This is a genomic window from Levilactobacillus namurensis (assembly GCF_032197885.1).
Classification (GTDB): domain Bacteria; phylum Bacillota; class Bacilli; order Lactobacillales; family Lactobacillaceae; genus Levilactobacillus; species Levilactobacillus namurensis_A.
The window spans coordinates 1,561,656-1,583,271 of sequence record NZ_CP134159.1; the positions used below are offsets into that span (position 1 = coordinate 1,561,656).

Below are 21,616 nucleotides of genomic sequence, written 5' to 3' on the forward strand. Positions count from 1 at the left end.
CAGATTCACTGTGAGAGGAGTGTCACACATGTTCTATTCGTTTTTACGGGGAATCATCCGGGTCATCGTCTACGTCATTAACGGCCGGCCAACTTACCTGCACCGTGACGAGCTGCCGGATGGCCCGTACATTCTGGTGGGCCCACACCGGACCTGGTTCGACCCCATCTACTTTGCATTGGGTGCCAGTCCCCGCCAATTTAGCTTTATGGCTAAAGAAGAACTCTTTAAGAACCCTATTTTACGATGGATCTTACGCCATGCCAATGCCTTCCCGGTCAACCGGGACCATCCAGGGCCTTCTGTTATTAAAACCCCTGTCCGAACTTTACGTCAAGGCGACCTTTCCCTGATCATCTTCCCCTCAGGAAGTCGTCACTCATCAGAACTCAAGGGGGGCGCGGCCGTAATCGCCAAAATGGCAAGGGTTCCGCTCATCCCCACGGTCTACCAAGGACCACTGACGTTCAAACGGCTCTTCAGCCGTCAGCACATCACGGTCGCCTATGGCCAACCGATTACCATCGACCGTAAATTAAAGCTGGACGAAGCGGGTCAAGCCCAGGTCGAAGCCCAGATGCAAGCGGCTTTCAACCAACTAGATCAAGAAATCGACCCGAATTTCCATTACGTTGACGTCTCTGGTGAGAAACACCACGAACATCCGAACGCCTAATCGCTTAGACGTCCCCCGTGCATTCACAATTTTAAATCAAAATCAGAAAAAATTCCGTCTCTCAAATGACTTAACCATTTGAGAGACGGAATTTTTCTTTTTAGCGTCTTTAGGCGCTAAGATTGGGCACCAAATGCGGGGTTATGACTGTAGGTCATCGGCGTGCGCAGCATTTTGCAACTGAATCATGTCGTAGTAATACCCGTGATGTTGCATCAGCTCATCGTTCGTTCCCCGTTCCACGATTTTGCCTTGATGCAAGACCAGAATCAGGTTCGCATTTTGAATCGTCGAGAGTCGGTGCGCAATCGCTACCGTCGTCCGGTTCGCTTGCAGTCGCTGGAGACCAGTTTGAATCATGGTTTCCGTTTCCGTATCCACGTTAGCCGTGGCCTCATCGAGAATCAAGATCTTCGGGTCCGTCGCCACCGTCCGTGCAAAGGTAATCAACTGTCGCTGTCCTGCAGAGTACTCCGACCCGTGCTCTAAGACGGCCGTGGCGTAGCCCTCCGGCAACCGGTCAATGAACTCATCGGCCTGCACGAACTTAGCCGCCTGCTGGACCTGCTCATCCGAGATGTTCGGATTAAACATCCGAATATTGCTCTGAATATCGCCGTAAAACAGCTGTGGTTCCTGCAAGACTAGCCCCATCTTTGACCGTAACTCCGCTGCCGGATACTCCCGGATATCCCGGTCATCGATCAAGACCTGACCACTCTGAAATTCATAGAAGCGCATCAACACGTTAATCGTCGAGGTCTTCCCCGATCCCGTTTCCCCCACTAGGGCCACGGTCTGTCCGGGTTCTGCTACGAACGAGACATCCTTTAAGACCGGGTGTTCTTGATCGTAAGCAAAGGTCACGTGACGAAATTCTACCTTGCCGCGGGTGATCTTCGCATCCGCCACGGGATGTTGCTGGGGGGCAAGCGTGCGATCGTTTAGGATACGCATCACCCGTGATCCCGCAACCATCCCGTTTTGAAAGTCACTCAAGTTATCCATCATCTGACTCATCGGACTGTAGAAGTTGTTCAGGTACGTGATGAACGCGTAGACCACCCCAGCCGCAACGACTTGGTGCATCCCCCGCATCCCGAAGAGTCCCAGGACAATCACCGTTCCTAACGCGTAGAATAGGTTGATCATCGGGCTCAGCAGCAGCGAATTGGTCCGAATCATCGCTCGCCGAGTATCGTAGTAGGCGCGGTTGGTCTTCTTGAACCCCGTCGCCATCCGCTTTTCTTGCCGGAACTCCTGAATCACGCTAATTCCCGTAATGGCTTCGCTCAGCTTAGTGTTCAACTCACTCAAACGCTCCCGCATCCGTCGGTAGACCCGCGAACTGAAGCTCTGGTAATACCAGATCACAAACAGTAAGAATGGCACCAAGATCAGGGTGGCTAAAGCAACCCCCCAGTCCGTCAAAGCCATAGCAATAAAGGATGAGACCACCGCAAACACAGCCAAGATCAGGGTATTTAGCAACGCCCAAAAGTTAGAAAACGTCATGGTATCGTTCATTAACCGTGACAGGATCGACCCGCCCGGCGTTTGGTCAAAGTACCGCATGCCCTTACCGTGCAGGTCCGCAAACATCTTACGGCGGACACTCTCCAGCATGTATTCAGCGCCCATGGTACTGGTGTAGTCCTGCCAGAACTGGGAAATAGCTTTGACCACCATTCCCAGGAAATACAGGCCCGCAAATAGCCACATAATCGCCAACGTCGCGTTGCCCCGGCGTAAGAAGTTATCCATATAGATTTGAAGCAACCAGGGTAGAAAGACGTTAATCCCACTAATAAAGGCCGATAATAACACCGAACCAATGAAGAACCACTTATAGGGGGCTGCAAACTTGAAGAGTTCCCCCACCACTGTCAATTGCTCTTTTAGGGTCATGCTACGGGCCCATGCTGATTCATGTGGTTTAGTCGCCATGTCGGTTCCCCCCTTTAACCCGTGTTTCAAGCTGTTGTTGCGTAAACATCTTAGCGTACCAACCGTGGGCCGCCATCAGACTGGCGTGCGTCCCCCGTTCGACGATCCGTCCTTGGTCAAGGACCAAGATCTCATCGGCTTCCATCACCGAGCTTAACCGGTGAGCCGCAATGATCGTGGTCTTATTGGCCCGCTCAGCCCGCAGGTTAGCCAGAATTTCAGTTTCCGTCTCGGCATCCACCGCGGACAAGGCATCGTCTAGAATCAATAACTCTGGATCAATCAATAACGCCCGGGCAATCGCTAACCGTTGCCGTTGGCCCCCTGATAACGAGATACCATCCTCACCAACCTGAGTCTGATACCCGTCAGGTAAGAGGTCGATTTGGTGGGCCAGATCACTCTTCTGCGCCGCTTGGATCACGTCAGCCCGCGTGGCAGTCGCCTTCGCAAAGCGAATGTTTTCAAACACCGTATCCGAAAACAGGAAGCTTTCTTGCGGAACATACCCAATCGCGGGCAAGTAGCTGTCCAACGCATAGTCCTTAATCGGGTGACCCCCGAAGCGAATCTCGCCTTGATAGTCATCGAACGTTCGCAAAATCAGCTTCATAATGGTCGATTTACCTGCCCCGACCCGGCCGACAATCCCCAGCGTCTGTCCCGCTTTAAGGTCAAAGTTAATGTCCTGGAGGCTCGTCTGGGCATCGTCCGGGTAGTTGAAGGTCTGGACATGGTAGGCTAGCGTTCCGTGAGGATGTTCCGTCAAGCCGTCGGTCCGGTCAATGATCTTGCTCTTTTGCCGCAACAGTTCCATGACCCGGTCATAACTCGCATTCCCCCGTTCCATGGTGTTGAACAGCATTCCGACCGCAAACATCGGCCATACCATCATCGCCAAGTAACTGATGAACGAGACTAGGTTGCCAATCGTGATGGTTCCGTGGGCCACAAATAAGCCCCCCAACACAATGGTGGCCACATAGGATATTGAAATAATTAAAGTAATTGCTGGGTCAAATAATGAATCCAAAAAGTTAACGTGACGGTTAATCGCAATGGTCTGGTCGACCTGCTGGTCATAGTCGTCAATATCTTCTTGATCTTGCCCTAAAGCTTTGATGACCTTAATCCCGCTGATACTCTCTTGGGCCTTATTATTTAAGCGTGAAAAAGCCGCTTGCGACCGGCCGAACGCCCGGTGGATCTTCTGTCCCAGGTACCACGAAACTACTGCTAAGAACGGAAAAGGCACGATTGCCAGCAAGGTCAAGCGCCAGTTGATCAACGTCATCATCGCGATCAAGGTCGTCCCCCCCGTAATGATGGCATCGGCAAACTGGAGGATTCCCCCACCAGCGACCCGCTGCACGGCTTCCAAGTCGTTGGTCGCGTGGGCCATCAGGTCACCCGTCCGGTAACGTTGATAAAACGTCCGGTCCATATTCATAAAGTGGCGAAACAACCGGTCCCGCAGCAGTTGTTCCAAGTGTGCCGCGCCACCCCAAATGGCGTTCCGCCACAGGTAACGGGTCAGGTACTGCGCAATCGCCGCGCCCACGACCAAAGCCAAATCAACGGCCAATAGCGTTCCCGTCATGGTCCGGCCGTGAATACTATCCACCATGTTGCCGATAATCCGTGGTGGAATGATCGCGATAATTGCCGTGAGCAACAGCCCAATGACCCCAATCAGATACCGTCGCCATTCTAGGCGAAAGTACCATGACAATTTCTTAAAGATACTCAAGCGCGATCCCTCCTTAAATTAAAATACAATTAGAATTTCATTATAGCAGACTCTTTCCAGTCTAACGCAATTCTTTCTAATGACAATCAAAAAGACTCCCCGTTCAACTAACGCTGACGGCGAGTCTTTCTTGATCATGAAGTCTACTTTGATTTGCGAGATTGTTGCTTCATCGCGTTCATCATTTGGTGGAGTTTCCGTTGAGATGGCTTTTGCCCCATCTGTAACATCATTACTCGTAATTGATCTTCACTGATAGGCGGATTGTCTTTCAGGTAGTTTTCCATGTAACGTCGTGCGCCATAGAAGCCCCCAAAGGCACAAGCCAGTCCCACGACGATTACAATCAAAATCCAGATCCAAGTTGCCAAGACGATTCCCTCCCTTACTAACAGCATTCATTAACCAAGTTTACACAATCTTAAGACAAAATAAAAGAGCGAATCTCAAAAAGACCCCCTCTTTAACCCACTAATCGTTCCGTAAGCCCTTTTCACGTTGAACTTGACGGACCTTTTCCGGCGTAACTTCCTTACCGTTCTTATCGTAGACCTGCATCATCTCAACTTGACTCCGGAAACTCTCCCGAAACAGCTTCAGGTACTTCTGCCGCAGATCGGCCCGTTCAGCCTTCTCATCTTCGTTGAGACCCGCACCCTTCGCTTTGTGGGCCAATTCATTAATCCGGACTAATAAACTGTCCATCGTGGTTTCAGTCATGAAATAGCCGCGCTCCTTTAATTCTTCACCTCACTGGGTGAAATTGTAAGTTTTAAAACACAACCTATAATATCAGGGTTAATTTCAGAATTCAACTTATTAGGCCGAACATCTGTTTGAAAACGTTCGCCAGCTATGCTAAAATTGGGCTAAACTAAGTCGATTCAGACGAATAATGACGAACGAGGTGGCAATACGATGAGCAAAGCTTCTGAAAGTAAACAAATTGCCGTTCTGCGCTTCATTTGGGAACGGGTCAACGAAAAAGGGTATCCCCCAACCGTTCGAGAAATCGGCGAGGCGGTTTCCCTGTCATCAACTTCCACGGTTCACGGTCACATCGCCCGTCTGGAAAAGAAGGGGTTGCTGACTAAGGACCCTACCAAGCCCCGGGCCTTGGAAGTCACCCCTGCCGGTTTGGAAGAACTCGGCGTTCACGAACAGCAGACACAGATTCCCGTTCTGGGAACGGTGACTGCCGGGGAACCCATCCTGGCCGTTCAAGAAGCCACGGATTACTTCCCCGTGCCACCCGAATTTGAAAATAGCGATGATCAGCTCTTCATGCTCACGATTCGTGGCGAGAGTATGATCAACATCGGCATCTTAAACGGCGACCAAGTTATCGTGCGTCGGCAACGGTCCGCCGATAACGGCGACATCGTCATTGCAATGACCGAAGAGAACGAGGCCACCTGCAAGCGATTCTTTAAGGAAGCCGACCATTTCCGGTTGCAACCCGAAAATGATACCATGGCGCCCATCATCTTAAATCAAGTCACCATCCTAGGAAGGGTCGTTGGCCTGTTCCGGGACGACGTGCACTAACCACTATATCGTTATGCTAGTCACAAACGGCAGATTGAACGGGAACAACCCGTTCAATCTGCCGTTTGTTTTTGTGACACCAAAGGACCGCCTAGACGCGTTCATTTACCCATCTAGGTGGTCCTTTAGTTTACCCTTAACTCGCTATGCTGACCTCAGCCAACGCTTGGGCTTATTCCCAGTCATAGTCTGTTGGATCTTGAAGTCCGCGGCCAGTCGCCTTGTCCAGTAAGATCCGTTGTTCGAAGTGAGCCACGTTCCGCTTGGTCTGCTTGACCATATCAGGGTTAACGGAAACGTAATCAATCCCGCATTGAATCAAGAAGTTCGTGAATTCAGGGTATTCGGATGGTGCTTGTCCACAAATCGAGACCGTCTTACCATCCTTGTGGGCAGCCTTAATCAAGTGTTTGATTGCCCGCTTAACGGCTAAGTTCCGTTCATCAAAGAGCCGTGCTACCGTATCGTTATTCCGGTCACAGCCTAAGATCAACATGGCCAAGTCGTTCGAACCGATGGAGTATCCGTCAACGAACTCGTTAAACTTGTCCGCCAAGATAATGTTAGATGGAATTTCCGCCATCATGTAAACCTTGAAGTCGGCATTCCGAACCAAGCCTTCGTGCGCCATAATGTCCGTGACTTTCCGAGCTTCATCCACGGTCCGTACGAATGGAATCATCACGTTCAAGTTCTTCAGGCCAAACTCGTTCCGCACCTTCTTGACCGCAGCTAATTCCAGTTTGAAGGCTTCCACGTACTTCGGATCGTAGTACCGGGAAGCACCCCGCCAGCCTAATAAGTCTGCTGGTTCGTGTGGTTCATACTTCTCGCCACCCTTTAAGTTCCGGTATTCACTGGACTTAAAGTCGGATAACCGCAGAACCATCGGCCGTGGTGCCATCGCCCGAGCAACCTTGGAGATCCCGTCAGCCAACATGTTGACGACCTTTTCTGGGTGCCCCTGTTCGATCAAGTATAGTGGGTGTTCGTGAATAAAGGTGGTCCATAAGAACTCTTCACGCATCAACCCAATCCCATCAGCGGGTAACGTTGAATACTTTTCAGCCAAGTCAGGGTCACCTAAGTTCATCATGACCCGGGTAGCCGTCGGCGCAAAGGTCTCGGCAGCCACCACTTGGCCCCCTGCGGCTTGGGCTGGTTCATTCTTCTTCAGCAGGCTGGCAACCTTGCCTTCGTAGACGATACCGTTGGTTGCGTCGACCGTAACCACGTCACCCGTCTTGAAGGTGTCCGTTGCGGCAGTCCCCTTACTCTTGGTCCCTACGATACATGGAATCTGCATTTCACGGGAAACAATGGCCGCGTGGCAGGTCATCCCACCATTGTTGGTCACGATGGCCGCCGCCTTCTTCATTGCCGGTACCCAGTCAGGTGACGTCATCAACGTGACTAAGACTTCACCCTTCTTGAATTGGTCAATGTCTTCAGGGTTGTCAATGACATGAACCACACCACTGGCGACACCAGGACTCGCAGATAATCCGCGAACAGCAATCTTTGCATCAGCTTCCTGAACCACACTATCATCTCCTGCAGTTGAGTGTCCTTGCTTATCCTTATTTCTTTGAGACCAAACGGTTTCTGGACGCGCTTGAACGATCCATAACCGGTTGGTATTCGTATCCAAAGCGAATTCCATGTCCATGTAGCAACCGTAATGCTTTTCAATGGCCTTAACGTAGCCAGCTAATTCAATCACTTGGTCATCCGTCAGCACTTGCTGGTCCTGTTCAGCTTCAGGGACGGCAATTTCCTTGGTCCCACCAGTTGCTTCCCGGGCCAGTTGAATGGTCTGCTTGACCACGCTACGTTCAACGATCTTCATAGAGTCTTTGTCGATAACAAAGTGGTTAGGCGTCACTTTCCCTAACACGATGTACTCGCCCAGGCCCCGAATCGTGTCAATCACGATCTTGGAGTCGTCCCCGTTGGCAACGTTAACGGAGAACATAATCCCCGAAGCCTTGGAGAAGACCATCATTTGAACGGCAGCAGATAGCGCAACCTTCTCGTGTGGGAAGTGTTGCTTGTGCCGGTAGTAAGTTGCCCGATCAGTAAAGAGCGAGGAGTAGCATTCCTGAACCCGGTTTACCACGTCTGCGGCGCCCTTGATGTTCAGATAAGACTCTTGTTGCCCAGCGAACGATGCGTTTGGTAAATCTTCCGCCGTCGCAGATGACCGAATGGCCACAAACGGATCCTTTTGATCCATCTTCTTAGCCAAGTCGGCGTAGGCCTGCTTGATGTTCTGAGCTAAATCATCTGGCATCTTGGCCGAAACGATTAAGTTCCGAATCTTCTCACAGGTAGTATGTAATTCATCTGAGTCTTCGTAATCCTTGATTCCCTCAAGCAATGCGTTGACTTGGTCGTTGACACCGGTCTCTTGCATAAAGTACCGGTAGGCCCGGGCAGTCGTGGCAAAACCATAGGGAACGGGAACCTTCATTGACGACGTCATTTCCCCTAAGGAAGATGACTTCCCACCAACTAGGTTCACGTCTTCACGGTGCAATTCATCAAACCACAAAACATTTGCAGTATCTCGATTACTCATCATATTGCCTCCTCGCACTTGATCCATTAAGGTTGGTTACACGCTTTGTGAATGTAACCGCTTACAACTACAAGTACATTATAGTGCATTTATGAACAAAGTGTCACCCCCCTATGGCCAATTTTTTTGATTTTTTGTTATTTTATTTTGGCTTAAAGCATTGGTACATACCGATAATGGCCGTTTTATCAGGGCTTCAAACGGTTGCATTCGGCTTGTGCATCTTTCACACTATACCGCAATTTAAGCCAATAAAAATGGCCATCCCTTGCTCAATTTTCGAGCGGTCATGGCCGTTTTCGTTCTATATCTTCTACTAAAATTTGACGTTAAACATTCTCTTTTCAGGCTAGTCTTCCCGTCGTTAGAAGACCGGTCCGTCATACCGACTCGTCGGCAACGTCGCAAAATCATAGGTTTTAAGCGCATCCGTTGACTGTAAGTATGCCGTTAAGCTTTCGGACAACATCAAGTTCACCTTGGTATCCTTTTCATGCAGGATGACCAGCGGCTTTTGGCTGTGAAAAGCGTAGCCAATCTCAAAAGCGGTTCCCGAATCTACTTGATCATCGACGTAATCGATTAAAGCGACCACGACGTCAGCCTGATCAATTTCCCGAACATCCATCTTAAACGTGGCATCCGACCACTTAGGCGTTCCCAAAGTCAAATCTCGAATTTCGTTCTTCCGGGGACTAAATACCCGTCCCACTTGGGGGTTAGCGGCTAAAGCGGCCTCAGCTCGCCCGATCCGTTCGATTTGTTCGTCATCAAAGAATGGTCCTGCTAAATAAATGTTGGTCACGCTAATTTCCTCATTTCTCTAATCTTATGTGGTTCCGTTTGGATAATCCCATTATAGCGAAAGAATTAACATTTGGCGATAACTTTTTATTTAATATTCGTGAATTTAGGCCATGACGCAATCTTTACGTAAATTTTTAATCATTTTTGATTAATTAGTCAGCTGTCCGTTGCCGATACAGTCGCTGCTGCTGTTGCCGCCCAGCCAGATAATACTGGGCAGATACTTCCCCAACGGGCAACTGAACATCTCGTCCCGATAGATCCAGGCGTTGCGTAAAAAGGGCCTCGTACTCTGCCACGGAAACTGCACGTCGGTTCGCCAATAGCGCCGTCAAACGTTCATCGTCGAAGCCCTGGCGGAACGTCGGTTGAACGATGGCACTATAGAACTCACCTTCGGCTCCCGAACCGTAGCTATAACACCCAATCCGGTCTCCCGCTCGAAGGTGACCATGCCGCAGTAACGACAATATGCTCAAGTACAGCGATCCCGTATACAAGTTCCCCACATTCCGATTATCCAGTTGGCTGGCCTCAAAAGCTGCCTGGAGGTGTGCTTGCTGGTCTGGTGTGGCCTCGGGCAAGACCTGCCGTAGCGCCTTTAACCCCATCTTGGTAAACGGGATGTGGAAGGTCAAAGCCGCAAAATCCGCAATCGTTCGTTGGGTCTGCGCCTGATAGGCTGCCCAGACCGTCTTAAAGAAGTCCAAGTAAACGTTCGTGGAATAACGCCCGTCCACCAACGCCTCCGTTCGTCCTAAAGGCCGCCAGAAGTCCATCACGTCAGCTGTGTGGTAGGCACTCACGGGTTCTAAGGCCAACATGCGGGGCTGGGCGGTCACCAACATCGCAACGGCGCCGCCACCCTGTGTCACTTCACCAGCAGTATGAAGCCCGTAGCGCGCGATGTCCGCACCGATGACGAGGACCTTAGCAGTCGGTCGCGCCCGGACATAGTCGGCCGCTAATTGTAAGCCCGCCGTTGCCCCGTAACACGCCTGCTTGATTTCTACCGCCCGGGTATCTGCGGGTAAGTCTAACAAGTGGGCTAAGTACACCGCGGTAGCTTTTGAGTTATCGACGCCCGATTCTGTTCCGAACAGGACCATCTTGATGGCCGCTTTGTCGGCCGGCGTTAGGATCTGGGCTGCTGCATTCGCTGCCATGGTCACCACGTCTTGTGTCGGCGGAATGACCGCCTGTTTATCCTGACCGATGCCCACGTGATACTTGGCAGGGTCTTCACCACGGGCCAACGCCAGATCCGTCATTTCCAAGTACATGTCCGGTGTATAGAACCCCATCCGGTCAATTCCGACTGTCTCCGTCATTCAATCCGCTCCTCACTAAATTACTCATTACGTTTAACCCTACCATTTTACCCACAATTTCCGCAAGATTCTTTAATTGTAGGCTACAAATTTAAGTAAAAGATAAGCTAAATATCCTGAACAGTCCGCTTTTTGAGAGATACAACCTTTATTAGATGCGCCCCTTACGTAGCTGGTGTAACAGTGTCTTGAATTTTGCTTGTTCCGCCGCCGACACCTGCGGGTATTGCGGGTCCAAAGTTCCCAATTGTTGCGCCAGAATCGCCGACACGATTCGCCGAGCGGTGGACTTATCATCCGCTGGAATAATGTACCACGGATGCTTAGGCGTCGCCGTGTGGGCTAGCATCTGGGCATAGGCCGTCTGATAATCGTCCCAGTACTGCCGCTCCTTCAGATCACTCGTGGAAAATTTCCAGTTCTTTTCGGGACGTGCCAATCGCCGTTCCAAGCGATGCGTCTGCTCCGCTTGGGAAATGTGGAGGAAGAACTTGTACATCACGAACCCTTGATGTGTCAGATAAGTCTCGTAATGGCGCAGGTCATGATAACGCCGGTTAAAGAACTTGTCGGTCACATCCCCCACCGTCTGAATTCCCGGAAGATGCTGCCCCACCAGGATCTCCGGGTGTACCCGGCTGATCAGCACGTCTTCGTACTGCGAGCGATTAAAGATTCGAATCTCGCCGCGAGCGGGAAGTGCTTGATTCACCCGCCAGAGAAAGTCATGTTGCAAGTCCACACTCGTCGGTTGCTTGAAGCTGACCACGCTGGTTCCCGCCGCGTTGAAGCCACTAAAGACGTGCCGGATCAGACCGTCTTTACCAGCCGTATCCATCCCCTGCAATACAATGATCACACCCGTTTGCTTCTGGGCGTACAACCGGCGTTGTAAGTCCTGGAGCGTCGCTAAGTCCGCATCCCGTTCGGCCCGGTCAATCCGGACTGTGGTCTGAGTCGCCCACTGGGTCAAATCCACAGGGCGATTGCCCGCATACCGATAACTTGTTTCATCCATCTTCGTCATCCCCTTATTCTACTGATACCATACCATGATTCTTCCCTTAACGAATCGGAGAACGCTTACAAAAAATTCGGTAAATCCAGCTAAAACTTTCGCGTTCCGGAAAAGAGATTGCTATACTTAAAGCGTAACCAAGTCGCTTGTTAAAGGAGTCTCGTCATGAAAACAATTACTGCATACTTTGTCCGCCATGGTCAAACCATGCTGAACCATTATAATAAAGTTCAAGGGTGGATTGATTCCCCCCTAACTGAAAAGGGCCGGGCCGACGCCAAACGCGCTGGCGAACAATTGAAGAACATTCCATTTACCGCCGCCTACAGCAGTGATTCCGGTCGCGCTATCGAAACGGCCCACATCGCTCTTCGTCAAAATCCCGAAAACATGAACATTGTCACCTACCAATATCCTGAATTTCGGGAACAGTGTCACGGTTACTTCGAAGGAAACGACCTCAACCAGATGTGGCAGTTCGTCGGAGCACAAGTCAAATTGACCTCCGAATCCGCCGTTCTAGGAACTTACGGGCTGGAAAAAGCGCGTGACCTGATCCACCAGGCCGACCTCTACGGCGAAGCCGAAAGCAACGATATGTTCTGGTCCCGGCTAGACCGCGGATTTAATAAATTGCGCGCTAACTCTAAGGACGGCGACCAAGTGCTGGTGGTCTCTCACGGGATGACCATCCGCTCAATCGTGGACCGGTACGCACCCGCACTGGATGAAGGGGTGGCCACAATCAACGGTAGTATCACCAAACTGACCATTACCGACGACGACATTCACGTTGAATTCTTCAACCGCATTGACTTTCAATCCTAATTACTAAAGGAGGCAATCACGATGAAACGAATCCACCGTTCCGCTGATGACCGGGTCATTGCTGGCGTGGTCGGCGGGCTAAGCCGCTATTTTGACTGGAACGTCACCCTCTGCCGGGTCATTTTCATTATTTTAGCCCTGACCCCCTTACCAGGAATCCTAGCCTACTTGATTCTCTGGATGGTCATGGGAGATCCTGAATAATATCACGTCACACGCCAGCCAGTCATGGTTGGCGTGTTTTTTTTGAAAATTTTTATTTTTTGCTGTAATTGCACTAATTTTGTGCTAAGCTAAGAACCACGTCATATCAAAGGAGGAGTTGCATGACGGAAGTTTTACGTGAAATCGGGATGATTGCGCGTGCGTTGGACTCAATCAGTAACGTTGAGTTCAAGCAATACGCCCTAACCAAAGGACAGTACCTCTACTTGGTACGAATCTGTGAACACCCTGGCATCATCCAGGAACAGCTGAGTAAACTCGTCATGGTCGACCGCACCACGGTCATTCGAGCCGTCCAGCGCTTAGCCGACCATGCGCTCATCGAAAAACGCCCCGACGAAACCAATAAAAAGATTCGGCGCCTCTACCCTACGGAAAAAGCCCGTCTCATCTACCAACGCATCACCGCAGAAGAAGCCTACTCTAACCGAGTCGCCCTAGCCGGCATGACCCCCGACCAGGTCGCACAGTTAACGACCCTCTTACACCAGGCCCGAACCAACGTAACGGCCGATTGGGAACGTGTCAAGCACGGTGGTCACCGTGACTATTAAGTCAATAAAACTATTCTAAAAGGAGTCTGAAATCATGAATCAAAACATCCCTAGTCTGCATCCTTGCACCCTCACTGATTTACCAACCCTGCAAGCCATTAGCCGAGAAACGTTTGCGGCCACTTTTGGGGGCGGCCAACACCACGCAAGACCTCGCGAAATACCTCGATACCGCTTACGCCACCGACAAACTCCACCGCGAGATGATTAATCCTGACTCACACTTCTACTTCTTACAGGTCGGAAGCGAAGTCTGTGGCTACCTAAAGGTCAACACGGGTGACGCTCAAAGCGAGGCCATGGGGGCTAATGATTTTGAAGTCGAACGCATCTACGTTCGGCCAGCCTACCAGAAACGGGGTTACGGACGGATCTTAATCGAACTGGCCGAAGCTCTGGCAACTAACGCCCACAAGGACCAAATGTGGCTAGGCGTCTGGGAACACAACGATAACGCCCGGGGCTTTTATGCTCGGATTGGCTTTCACCGGATTGGCCAACATACCTTCACCATTGGCAGCAGTCAACAGACCGACTACCTCATGGCCAAGCCCCTCTAATCCGTCGTGAATCTCCTAAACCCTGGTCGCCAAACCGGTGACGGGGTTTTCGTTTATCCCGATAATCCTAGCTATTTTGGGTTCATCATTCGAACCTTTTCAGTTTGATTCCATAAATTAATTCGGTTTTTAATGCTAGTTAGCCCCCAGCATGCGGTTTTATATTGCGCCTAATTAGGATATTTGCTAGACTAGAAACATTCAAAATTAAATTCAAGCACCACAGAAAGCGAGGTCCTGTTCCATGCAGGAATCATCCACGACGCTCAACCGGTCCCTGGGATTCTGGTCCGCATTAGCACTCGTCGTTGGAACCGTGATTGGTTCCGGAATCTTCTTCAAACAATCATCGGTCTTAGATAGTGCGGGGTCCACGGGGGGCGCCTTATTGGCCTGGTTCCTGGGTGGGGTCATCACCCTGACTGCCGGGTTGACCATCGCTGAAGTTGGGGCGCAAATGCCCCATACCGGAGGACTCTACGTTTATATGGAGGAAATTTACGGGAACTTCTGGGGCTTTCTCTCTGGTTGGATGCAAATCGCCGTCTACGGCCCCGCAATCATCGCCTCCATCGCCGCGTACTTGGGCATCCTCTTGGTAGGCTTCTTTCACCTAGACGCCGTTTGGCAGGCTCCCCTGGCCATCTTCGTGATTATCTTGATTGGCCTGCTGAACATGGTTGAAAACCGTTGGGGCGCCGCCTTTCAGATTGCGACCACGTTGGGAAAGTTACTCCCCATTATTGCCATCGTCATCTTCGGCCTCTTCTACGGTGATCAAGATGCCTTTGGTCAAACCTTACAGACGGTCCACCATTCCGCCGGGAACTTCGGTGTGGCCGTCCTGGCCACCCTCTTCGCTTACGACGGGTGGATCTTGGTGGCGAACCTCGGGGGCGAAATCAAGAACCCCCAAAAGCTCCTACCGCAAGCCATTATTCTGGGCATCTCTCTGGTGCTCATCGCCTATACTCTGGTGAGTTACGGGATTCTCCACTTTGTTCCCGCAGAAAAGATTCACACGCTAGGGCAACAAACCACGGTCTACTTCGCCCAATCCGCCTTCGGGACCATCGGTGGACGTCTCTTAAACATCGGGATCATCATTTCAATGGTGGGGTGTCTGAACGGTAAGATCATGACGTTCCCACGTATCGTCTACGCCATGGCCGACCGGCAACAGCTCCCATTCTCTAAGTATCTGAGCTACCTCAACCGGAAGTCACACGAACCCATGATTGCAACAACGGCCATTATTGCGTACGCCAGCATCATGATTCTGTTCTTTAACCCCGACCGGTTATCGGACCTCTGTATCTTCACGGTCTATTGCTTCTACGTGGCCACCTTTGTCGGCGTCTTCCTCTTACGTCACCGGCACCCGACCACCGTTCGGCCCTTCTCCACCCCCGGCTTCCCCATCACACCATTAATTGCGATTCTGGGGGCCCTCTTCGTGATTATCAGTGAGATTGGTTCTGACTTCACGGGGGTCGTCTTATCGCTAGTGATCGTCGCCGCGGGAATTCCCGTTTACTATTACAAGCAACACCACCGCACCACTGATTAATCCCTTTCTGGTTTAAAACGGGCCGTTTCGAGGCGTATCCCCGAAGCGACCCGTTTTTGGGTACAACCGCTTTACCGATCTCACTTAGCCGGTAGTTAAAAGGCGCGTCCGTTGGAAACCAACGAACGCGCCTTAATTGTCAGGCCCTAAAGCCCGCTTTAATATTTAACTTGATTAAGCCTTGTCAACGGCGTGACCACCGAAGCCATGACGCATTGCGGAAACAACCTTACCCGTAAAGGTATCAGTTTCCATTGAACGGTAACGCATCATCAGGGAAAGACCGATAACTGGCGTAGCAACTTGTTGGTTCAGGGCTTCTTCTAAAGTCCACTTACCTTCACCAGAGCTGTGCATCGTCCCCTTGATTTCGTCCAAGTTGGCGTCCTTTGCGAAGGCTTCTTCACAAAGTTCCATCAGCCATGAACGCACAACAGAACCGTGGTTCCAAAGCTTAGCAACGGCTTCGTTATCGTAGTTGAATTGGCTGTGGGCCAAGACGTCGAAACCTTCACCGATGGCTTCCATCATCCCGTATTCAACACCGTTGTGGACCATCTTCAGGTAGTGACCGGAACCAGCGGCACCCGTGTACAGGTAACCATCTTTTTCGGAGATTCCTTCAAAGACAGGCTTCAAAACAGCATCGAAGGCTTCTTGGCTAGTCCCACCGATCATGAAGTTCCCATCATGCCGGGCACCGGATTGGCCACCTGAAGTCCCACAGTCGAAGAAGTTGATACCCTTAGCTTCGGCCTTTTCAGCATCTTCAACGGAGTTCTTCCAGAAGGAGTTACCACCATCGACGATGTAATCGCCCTTAGCTAAAACGTCCGTCAACGTTGCAATCGTTGATTCCGTTGGCTTACCAGCAGGCAGCATCAACCAAACGACCTTAGGTGATGGTAACTTGCTTAGCAGATCGTCAAGTGAGGTTGCAGCTTCGGCACCGAAACCTGCAGCTTGGTCAACAAAGTCCTTGTTCAAGTCAAAGCCCACAACTTCACTGCCGTGGTCCATCATGTTTTGGGCTAAGTTTAACCCCATCTTACCTAATCCAACTAATCCAATTTTCATTGTTGTCAAATTCCCTTCTATGGTTAAATGTACTCTCTATCTAACAGAGCCTATTATATGAAAAATATTTACAGATTTCAAGAAAAAACACGAAAAAAAGTTACATAATTTGTGTGTCCCCTGAAACTGAACCGTCTAACCGTTGATTTAACGCGGTTATTCCCCGTTTCAGCGTTCAAAAATTAATTTTTAGCGCGTATACTGAGAGCAGCAAATCTACTAGGAGGCCACACAATGAAAACACTCACCATTGACTTTGTTCGACACGGCCAGACACTCTTCAACATCTTAAACAAGCTTCAAGGATGGGCGGACTCACCCTTAACTGAAGCCGGCATCGCCATGGCCGACGCGACTGGGCAGCGCTTGCAAGCGGTCCACTACGACCGCTACTACTCTTCAGACTTGAAGCGGGCCATTGACACTGCTCAGCATATCATTAATGCGAACCAGGGTCATCATGAAGCCCCTACAACGTCACCGTTATTCCGGGAAGTTTACTTTGGCTCCTATGAAGGGTCCGATAACGACCAGGTCTGGGGTGCCATCGCCCGACCGCTGGGTTGCACCGACCAAGCGGACATCATCCGGCAACACTCGTTTACCACGGCCCGCGACGCCATGCACCGCGCCGATCCCCATCATTTTGCTGAAGACGGGGCCACCTTTTATCACCGCATCGACCAAGCCTTGGCCCAGTTACTCACCGACAACGCCGCTGGAGACCACCTCCTAGTGGTCAGCCACGGGACCTTTATCCGCACCCTGACTCTGCGCTTCGGTCCCCAATTTCACCCCGAAAACAACTATCCGGCTAATGGCAGTGTCACGACCCTCCGCCTCACCGCTCAAGAAGCCGCGCCCGGCTTTACCGCCGAAGTCCTGGCCTACAACCAGCAGTAATGTAAAACGCGTTGACCCACGGGCCAACGCGTTTTTAATCTACTTGATCAGTACCTGTAACCCTGCAGCCAGGACACCTCCGACGATAGGGCCGCACATCGGCACCCAAGCGTAGGACCATTCCGCACTTCCTCGGTTCGGAATCGGTAAGATTGTGTACGCCAACCGTGGTCCCCAATCCCGTGCTGGGTTCAGGGCAAATCCGGTCGTGGTCCCGAGGCCCATCCCCACAACCGTAATCAACGTTCCGACGATAAACGGCTTTAAACCTTGCGTAAAGTCTCCCAGGTTCAGCAGAATGAAGACGAAGGCCCAAGTCGCAATGGTTTCAGACAGGAAGTTGAAGACGGGGCTGGCAATGGCCGGCCGGGTCGCAAAGATGCCGACACTATTCCCATTCTTAGCCGAGGTCGCTTTGAAGTGGGGATAGAATTGGACAACCACCAGAGCCGCGCCCACGAACGCCCCCAAGAATTGTCCCAACAGATACGGCAAGACTTGGTCCCAAGGGAAGAACCCAAACGCCGCAAACCCAATCGTCACGGCTGGGTTCAAATGTCCGTCCGAGCCTAACGCCCCCGCAACGTACACCCCCATGGTCACAGCCAATCCCCAGGCGATACTGACAAAGGTCCAATTTGACCCCGTCGCATAAGTTTTTTTCAGATTAAAACTAGCCCCGGTTCCGGCCCCCAAGACCATCAAAATCATCGTCCCAAAAAATTCACCGATAAACCCGCTCACATCAAACACCATCCTTGAACTTAACTTTATTTTTCCCTTAAATACCTTTGTTAGTTTACCATAGTTACTGCTAATTCTCCGAGTCGATGCAATTTTTTTGTATTTCGCCCAATCCCCATGAATCAGCAATGGCACCGGTACCAACTTGTGAAACAATTGTCCTTGATTGGCCAAATGTTCAGTTAAAAAGCCTTCACTTGTTCTGGATGACGAGTCAACTTCCTAATTTAGGGTTCACTTGTTACTTTTACAGTTACATAAAATTCTTCTCACGAATTATTCTAAAAATCTCCGTTGCACCGTAAACTTGTGAGATAATACGCTTAAAAGAGGTGACCCCCATGGAACCACTCATTGCCATTATTTTAGCCAAAGTTACCGCCCTTCCCACGCCCCATTCGTTGATCTACGACCTGGAAGGCTTAACAGAACACCAAGAAACCGAGCTGCTCACCCAGTTACAAGCCCAAGCCCCGACCGTTAAGTTTCGCTTATCCGGCCGACGTGATCGGGTCTTAGAGATTCGTAAAAGTTAAGGAATTTTGAAAAGCGTCAGGTCACGTGGCCTGAACGTTTTTTAGTAACCACGATCAAGGTTAGTTGGACGGCCATCCTAGGTCAAAGAGAGGCCACCAGTGACCTTAAAAAGTACAGTTAGCGTATAATATTAATTAGAAATAATATGTTTGTCATCAAACTGTTGTGTTGACCCGTTATACTGTAGGCAACTTAACGTCAAGAAAGGAAGCTTACCGATGAGCCCACTCCTAATTAGCTACCAAGCCAGTGACCCGTTAGCCCAGTCCTTCAAGCTTCATATTCAAGGTTTGACGGAAGATAACTGGGACTTTCCGGCCATTGCGTTCAGTCCGGTCCCCGTAAAAATTGCCTTTAAGAGTCGTTCCGCTAACCGCTGGCGTCGACAACAACGCCGTAAGATTAGACAAGCACGTCAAGTCTTAATCGTCATCAGTCAAAACACCTGGCAGTCCGAATGGGTCGACTGGGAAATTGCGACTGCGGCCGCTGAAGATAAACAACTCCTAGCCGCTAAATTAGATGCCCCTTTCATGGCCCCACTGGCCTTAGTTGAGGCACAACCGCAGTGGATTGACCCCTTTGATCCGCAAGCTTTATCATTACGTCATATTTAACGCAATTCTGACTTGCATTTATAGTCATTATTGGTAAAATAGATAAGGTAGTCACATGGAGAGTTGGCAGAGTGGTAATGCACCGGACTCGAAATCCGGCGAACCGGCTAATACCGGCGCGCAGGTTCAAATCCTGTACTCTCCTTAATTACGAACGCCGTCAAGTTAATCCTTGGCGGCTTTTTTGGTTCTACAATATCTGTTGTTGGTAATAGATTTTTATCTATTACTGATGACAGATTTTTTGTTTATCATTAGAATAAAAAAGCGGACATCTCCCGTCCGTTAACTTGCTCCCACCACAGAATTAAGTCAAGAAAGGAAATGCCCTATGTCAAATGATACTACGAAAATGTTGTTAGGAATAGATGATGAACACTTAATAATTGAGGAAGGACAAGTGGGTGATGATGGAGTGATTCGATTGGTGGGGTCCCTAAACTACACCCCCAAGGCATGCCGCAATTGTGGGATTATCAATGATCACCAAATTATTGGCTATGGTTGGCGGAAGACCACCATTAGATTCGCAAAAACATTGGGCAGCACCGTTATCCTGTGTCTCAATCGGCGAAACTTTCACTGTAAGGCTTGTCATACCAATTTCCTGGCGCAGACGAATGCGGTGCCGAAACACTGCACGATTTCAAATACGACCCGCAAACAATGCTTAGAAAAACTGACCGAACCGGTTTCGCTCAAACACATTGCCGATGAGTTATCCACTTCGGATTCATTCGTTGGTCGGCAGCTCTTGCGCGCTGAACGGGACTTTCAAACCAACTGGCACTATTTACCAAAAGTTCTCCTCATGGACGAAGTTAAAAGCACTAAGAGCGCCACCGACGCGATGAGCTTTGAATTTATGGATGCGGAAACCCACGAATTGATCGACCTGTTACCCTTTAGGACCATTTATCAGCTTCAAAAGTATTTCCAGCATTACGACCAGGCTGCGCGAGAAAATGTGAAAATTATCGTCACCGATATGAACTATACCTATCCCAAATTGGTGGGGCAGATCTTTCCGAACGCCATCGTTGTCATCGATCCGTTCCACTTGGTTAACGCTTTAAATCGAGCTTTTAATAAGACGCGGGTGCGCCTCATGAAAACCCTGGCGACTTCCTCACGCGAGTATCACGCCCTAAAACGCTATTGGAAACTATTATTAACGCCGGAAAATCACCTCAACTACGAAGCTTTCCGTAAGTGGACAAACTTCCCTTATCCAGCGACTGCCACTGATGTGGTTGATGCTTTATTGGACATTGATCCCGAGCTCAAGCAAACTTACAACGTGATGAATCGGTTACGTGAAACCATCAAAAACCGTGATTGGCCCAACTATAATCAAGTATTCCATCACTTAGAGGGCTGCTCGGAAGAGATGTTGGCAACCCTCCAGACCCTAGCGACTCATCATGATGAAATTGGCAATACCTTTACTCACCATTACACCAACGGGCCCTTAGAAGGTTCAAACAACAAGATTAAAGTCATTAAACGCACTGGATTTGGTTACCGAAACTTCTTCAGATTCCGGCTAAGAGTGCTGTTCGCTTTTCGAGTTCATACAAAAAGAGCTCTAATCACCAAGTGATTAGAACTCCAATATTTTGTTCACCAACAACAGTTGACGAAGAACCGCTTTTTTTACGGTTAACTTAATCCGGTTTTCAACCACAAAACCCACCCGACCCAACAACCTTATCCGTTGCTCGAGTTCGAGTGGGTTTTAACTTTAGTACACCGCGTGCGTCCGGGCCTGTTTGGCCGTCCGGTACGCAAAGTTTTCGGTATCCACGTGGGTGGCTAACGCGTGCTTAGCCGTTCCCGTGACGTCCAAGCTAATCAATAAGCGCTTCTTGGATAGACCTAAATACTGAATACCCGCGCCCTTGGTATAGAACGCTGTCCGATACCCCTTGATCGTTTTGTGGGCCTTCTTGATGCTGACCTTGACCGCCCGGGAACGTACCTTGGCCGGCTGTGCCTGGTGGCTAAAGAACTTAACGGGATCTACAATCTTATGCTTGTAAATATGTAATTTGACCACTTTTCCGTTCCAAGACTTCCGGTACCAGACGCCCCGGTACTTCTTCGGAAAGCTCGTGGCCTTGAACTTCAACTTCTTCAGGTCTCGTTGACTGTAATAAGTGGCCGGTACGCTAGCCGCCGCATCGACGGGACGGTTCGTAACCGTTAGCCAGCAGATTGCACTTAACGCCACGATCACCAGTCCCCAAATTTTTCGCAACTTCATTGGTAAACCCATCTCCTCTATTCTTGCTATAAATAATTATATAAGAAGATGGTTAAAAATGAAAATATTTTTAAAAA

22 protein-coding genes and 1 tRNA gene are annotated in these 21,616 nt (G+C 50.1%); 12 read left to right on the top strand and 11 right to left on the bottom strand.

From position 1 onward, the window contains the following. The first annotated feature begins 28 nt into the window (after window positions 1-28). Window positions 29-676, top strand: coding sequence for a lysophospholipid acyltransferase family protein (locus RIN67_RS07480; RefSeq protein WP_264998917.1), 648 nt, complete (start codon window positions 29-31; stop codon window positions 674-676). Window positions 677-817: 141 nt separating this feature from the next. On the opposite strand, the gene RIN67_RS07485 is transcribed toward RIN67_RS07480, so the two are convergent. The 4 genes from RIN67_RS07485 to RIN67_RS07500 form a co-directional block, all read right to left on the bottom strand. After that, the gene (locus tag RIN67_RS07485; RefSeq protein WP_264998918.1) at window positions 818-2,623 is read right to left on the bottom strand and encodes an ABC transporter ATP-binding protein; all 1,806 of its coding nucleotides are present in this window, start codon (window positions 2,621-2,623) and stop codon (window positions 818-820) included. Further along, a complete protein-coding gene (locus RIN67_RS07490) occupies window positions 2,613-4,373 on the bottom strand; it encodes an ABC transporter ATP-binding protein (RefSeq protein WP_264998919.1) in 1,761 nt (586 codons plus the stop codon). Before RIN67_RS07490 ends, RIN67_RS07485 begins: the two co-directional genes overlap by 11 nt. Window positions 4,374-4,516: 143 nt before the next feature. Then, the gene (locus RIN67_RS07495) at window positions 4,517-4,744 is read right to left on the bottom strand and encodes a YneF family protein (RefSeq protein ID WP_264998920.1); all 228 of its coding nucleotides are present in this window, start codon (window positions 4,742-4,744) and stop codon (window positions 4,517-4,519) included. A gap of 100 nt (window positions 4,745-4,844) precedes the next feature. Then, window positions 4,845-5,093, bottom strand: a complete 249-nt coding sequence (locus tag RIN67_RS07500; RefSeq protein WP_264998921.1) for a DUF896 domain-containing protein — start codon at window positions 5,091-5,093, stop codon at window positions 4,845-4,847. 198 nt (window positions 5,094-5,291) lie between these two features. On the opposite strand from RIN67_RS07500, the gene lexA reads away from it, so the two are divergent. Further along, entirely contained in the window at window positions 5,292-5,921 is a 630-nt protein-coding gene (gene lexA / locus RIN67_RS07505) for a transcriptional repressor LexA (protein WP_264998922.1), read from the top strand. A gap of 172 nt (window positions 5,922-6,093) precedes the next feature. Here the strand turns inward: lexA and ppsA are convergent, their stop codons facing one another. From ppsA to RIN67_RS07525, 4 genes are all read right to left on the bottom strand, one after another. Further along, complete coding sequence (gene ppsA, locus RIN67_RS07510; RefSeq protein ID WP_264998923.1) at window positions 6,094-8,502, bottom strand: phosphoenolpyruvate synthase; 2,409 nt, start codon at window positions 8,500-8,502, stop codon at window positions 6,094-6,096. Between the two features lie 364 nt (window positions 8,503-8,866). Continuing rightward, a complete protein-coding gene (locus RIN67_RS07515) occupies window positions 8,867-9,307 on the bottom strand; it encodes a nucleoside 2-deoxyribosyltransferase (RefSeq protein WP_264998924.1) in 441 nt (146 codons plus the stop codon). Window positions 9,308-9,461: 154 nt separating this feature from the next. Continuing rightward, window positions 9,462-10,640 carry a hydroxymethylglutaryl-CoA synthase gene (locus RIN67_RS07520; RefSeq protein ID WP_264998925.1) on the bottom strand — a complete coding sequence of 393 codons (1,179 nt, stop codon included), beginning with the start codon at window positions 10,638-10,640 and terminating at the stop codon, window positions 9,462-9,464. A gap of 151 nt (window positions 10,641-10,791) precedes the next feature. Beyond that, window positions 10,792-11,658 carry a PPK2 family polyphosphate kinase gene (locus tag RIN67_RS07525; protein WP_264998926.1) on the bottom strand — a complete coding sequence of 289 codons (867 nt, stop codon included), beginning with the start codon at window positions 11,656-11,658 and terminating at the stop codon, window positions 10,792-10,794. Window positions 11,659-11,823: 165 nt separating this feature from the next. On the opposite strand from RIN67_RS07525, the gene RIN67_RS07530 reads away from it, so the two are divergent. The 5 genes from RIN67_RS07530 to RIN67_RS07550 all read left to right on the top strand — a co-directional run bounded on the left by RIN67_RS07530 (window position 11,824) and on the right by RIN67_RS07550 (window position 15,395). Then, window positions 11,824-12,486: a histidine phosphatase family protein gene (locus RIN67_RS07530; protein WP_264998927.1), complete on the top strand. Its 663-nt coding sequence runs from the start codon at window positions 11,824-11,826 to the stop codon at window positions 12,484-12,486. A 21-nt stretch (window positions 12,487-12,507) separates the two neighbouring features. Further along, the gene (locus RIN67_RS07535) at window positions 12,508-12,690 is read left to right on the top strand and encodes a PspC domain-containing protein (protein ID WP_024746141.1); all 183 of its coding nucleotides are present in this window, start codon (window positions 12,508-12,510) and stop codon (window positions 12,688-12,690) included. Window positions 12,691-12,812: 122 nt separating this feature from the next. Beyond that, on the top strand, window positions 12,813-13,265 hold the full coding sequence (locus RIN67_RS07540; protein ID WP_056943544.1) for a MarR family winged helix-turn-helix transcriptional regulator: 453 nt from the start codon (window positions 12,813-12,815) through the stop codon (window positions 13,263-13,265). 113 nt (window positions 13,266-13,378) lie between these two features. Beyond that, window positions 13,379-13,825: a GNAT family N-acetyltransferase gene (locus RIN67_RS07545; protein WP_313825944.1), complete on the top strand. Its 447-nt coding sequence runs from the start codon at window positions 13,379-13,381 to the stop codon at window positions 13,823-13,825. 244 nt (window positions 13,826-14,069) lie between these two features. Then, window positions 14,070-15,395, top strand: coding sequence for an APC family permease (locus RIN67_RS07550; protein ID WP_264999321.1), 1,326 nt, complete (start codon window positions 14,070-14,072; stop codon window positions 15,393-15,395). Window positions 15,396-15,569: 174 nt separating this feature from the next. Here RIN67_RS07550 and gnd read toward each other — a convergent pair whose 3' ends face one another. After that, window positions 15,570-16,472, bottom strand: coding sequence for a phosphogluconate dehydrogenase (NAD(+)-dependent, decarboxylating) (gene gnd, locus RIN67_RS07555; protein ID WP_024746137.1), 903 nt, complete (start codon window positions 16,470-16,472; stop codon window positions 15,570-15,572). Window positions 16,473-16,706: 234 nt separating this feature from the next. On the opposite strand from gnd, the gene RIN67_RS07560 reads away from it, so the two are divergent. Further along, on the top strand, window positions 16,707-17,375 hold the full coding sequence (locus RIN67_RS07560; RefSeq protein ID WP_264999320.1) for a histidine phosphatase family protein: 669 nt from the start codon (window positions 16,707-16,709) through the stop codon (window positions 17,373-17,375). 39 nt (window positions 17,376-17,414) lie between these two features. Here the strand turns inward: RIN67_RS07560 and RIN67_RS07565 are convergent, their stop codons facing one another. Next, window positions 17,415-18,119 carry an MIP/aquaporin family protein gene (locus RIN67_RS07565; protein WP_024746135.1) on the bottom strand — a complete coding sequence of 235 codons (705 nt, stop codon included), beginning with the start codon at window positions 18,117-18,119 and terminating at the stop codon, window positions 17,415-17,417. 341 nt (window positions 18,120-18,460) lie between these two features. Here RIN67_RS07565 and RIN67_RS07570 point away from each other — a divergent pair, with 341 nt between their 5' ends. The 4 genes from RIN67_RS07570 (at window position 18,461) to RIN67_RS07585 (ending at window position 20,876) form a co-directional block, all read left to right on the top strand. Continuing rightward, on the top strand, window positions 18,461-18,655 hold the full coding sequence (locus tag RIN67_RS07570) for a hypothetical protein (RefSeq protein ID WP_024746134.1): 195 nt from the start codon (window positions 18,461-18,463) through the stop codon (window positions 18,653-18,655). A gap of 219 nt (window positions 18,656-18,874) precedes the next feature. Next, window positions 18,875-19,273 (top strand): TIR domain-containing protein, encoded by a 399-nt coding sequence (locus RIN67_RS07575; protein ID WP_264999319.1) that lies wholly within the window; start codon window positions 18,875-18,877, stop codon window positions 19,271-19,273. A gap of 57 nt (window positions 19,274-19,330) precedes the next feature. Then, window positions 19,331-19,418 (top strand) — tRNA-Ser (locus RIN67_RS07580). A 186-nt stretch (window positions 19,419-19,604) separates the two neighbouring features. Then, window positions 19,605-20,876 (top strand): ISL3 family transposase, encoded by a 1,272-nt coding sequence (locus RIN67_RS07585; protein WP_035181568.1) that lies wholly within the window; start codon window positions 19,605-19,607, stop codon window positions 20,874-20,876. A gap of 141 nt (window positions 20,877-21,017) precedes the next feature. On the opposite strand, the gene RIN67_RS07590 is transcribed toward RIN67_RS07585, so the two are convergent. After that, entirely contained in the window at window positions 21,018-21,539 is a 522-nt protein-coding gene (locus RIN67_RS07590; protein ID WP_264999318.1) for a hypothetical protein, read from the bottom strand. Between the last annotated feature and the right edge of the window lie 77 nt (window positions 21,540-21,616).

Coding starts and splice junctions, on each gene's coding strand:
- RIN67_RS07560 (WP_264999320.1), top strand. CDS start 16,707: ATGAAAACACTCACCATTGACTTTGTTCGACACGGCCAGACACTCTTC.
- ppsA (WP_264998923.1), bottom strand. CDS start 8,502: ATGAGTAATCGAGATACTGCAAATGTTTTGTGGTTTGATGAATTGCAC.
- RIN67_RS07535 (WP_024746141.1), top strand. CDS start 12,508: ATGAAACGAATCCACCGTTCCGCTGATGACCGGGTCATTGCTGGCGTG.
- RIN67_RS07525 (WP_264998926.1), bottom strand. CDS start 11,658: ATGGATGAAACAAGTTATCGGTATGCGGGCAATCGCCCTGTGGATTTG.
- RIN67_RS07530 (WP_264998927.1), top strand. CDS start 11,824: ATGAAAACAATTACTGCATACTTTGTCCGCCATGGTCAAACCATGCTG.
- lexA (WP_264998922.1), top strand. CDS start 5,292: ATGAGCAAAGCTTCTGAAAGTAAACAAATTGCCGTTCTGCGCTTCATT.
- RIN67_RS07575 (WP_264999319.1), top strand. CDS start 18,875: ATGAGCCCACTCCTAATTAGCTACCAAGCCAGTGACCCGTTAGCCCAG.
- RIN67_RS07550 (WP_264999321.1), top strand. CDS start 14,070: ATGCAGGAATCATCCACGACGCTCAACCGGTCCCTGGGATTCTGGTCC.
- RIN67_RS07570 (WP_024746134.1), top strand. CDS start 18,461: ATGGAACCACTCATTGCCATTATTTTAGCCAAAGTTACCGCCCTTCCC.
- RIN67_RS07520 (WP_264998925.1), bottom strand. CDS start 10,640: ATGACGGAGACAGTCGGAATTGACCGGATGGGGTTCTATACACCGGAC.
- RIN67_RS07590 (WP_264999318.1), bottom strand. CDS start 21,539: ATGAAGTTGCGAAAAATTTGGGGACTGGTGATCGTGGCGTTAAGTGCA.
- gnd (WP_024746137.1), bottom strand. CDS start 16,472: ATGAAAATTGGATTAGTTGGATTAGGTAAGATGGGGTTAAACTTAGCC.
- RIN67_RS07540 (WP_056943544.1), top strand. CDS start 12,813: ATGACGGAAGTTTTACGTGAAATCGGGATGATTGCGCGTGCGTTGGAC.
- RIN67_RS07585 (WP_035181568.1), top strand. CDS start 19,605: ATGTCAAATGATACTACGAAAATGTTGTTAGGAATAGATGATGAACAC.
- RIN67_RS07480 (WP_264998917.1), top strand. CDS start 29: ATGTTCTATTCGTTTTTACGGGGAATCATCCGGGTCATCGTCTACGTC.
- RIN67_RS07500 (WP_264998921.1), bottom strand. CDS start 5,093: ATGACTGAAACCACGATGGACAGTTTATTAGTCCGGATTAATGAATTG.
- RIN67_RS07485 (WP_264998918.1), bottom strand. CDS start 2,623: ATGGCGACTAAACCACATGAATCAGCATGGGCCCGTAGCATGACCCTA.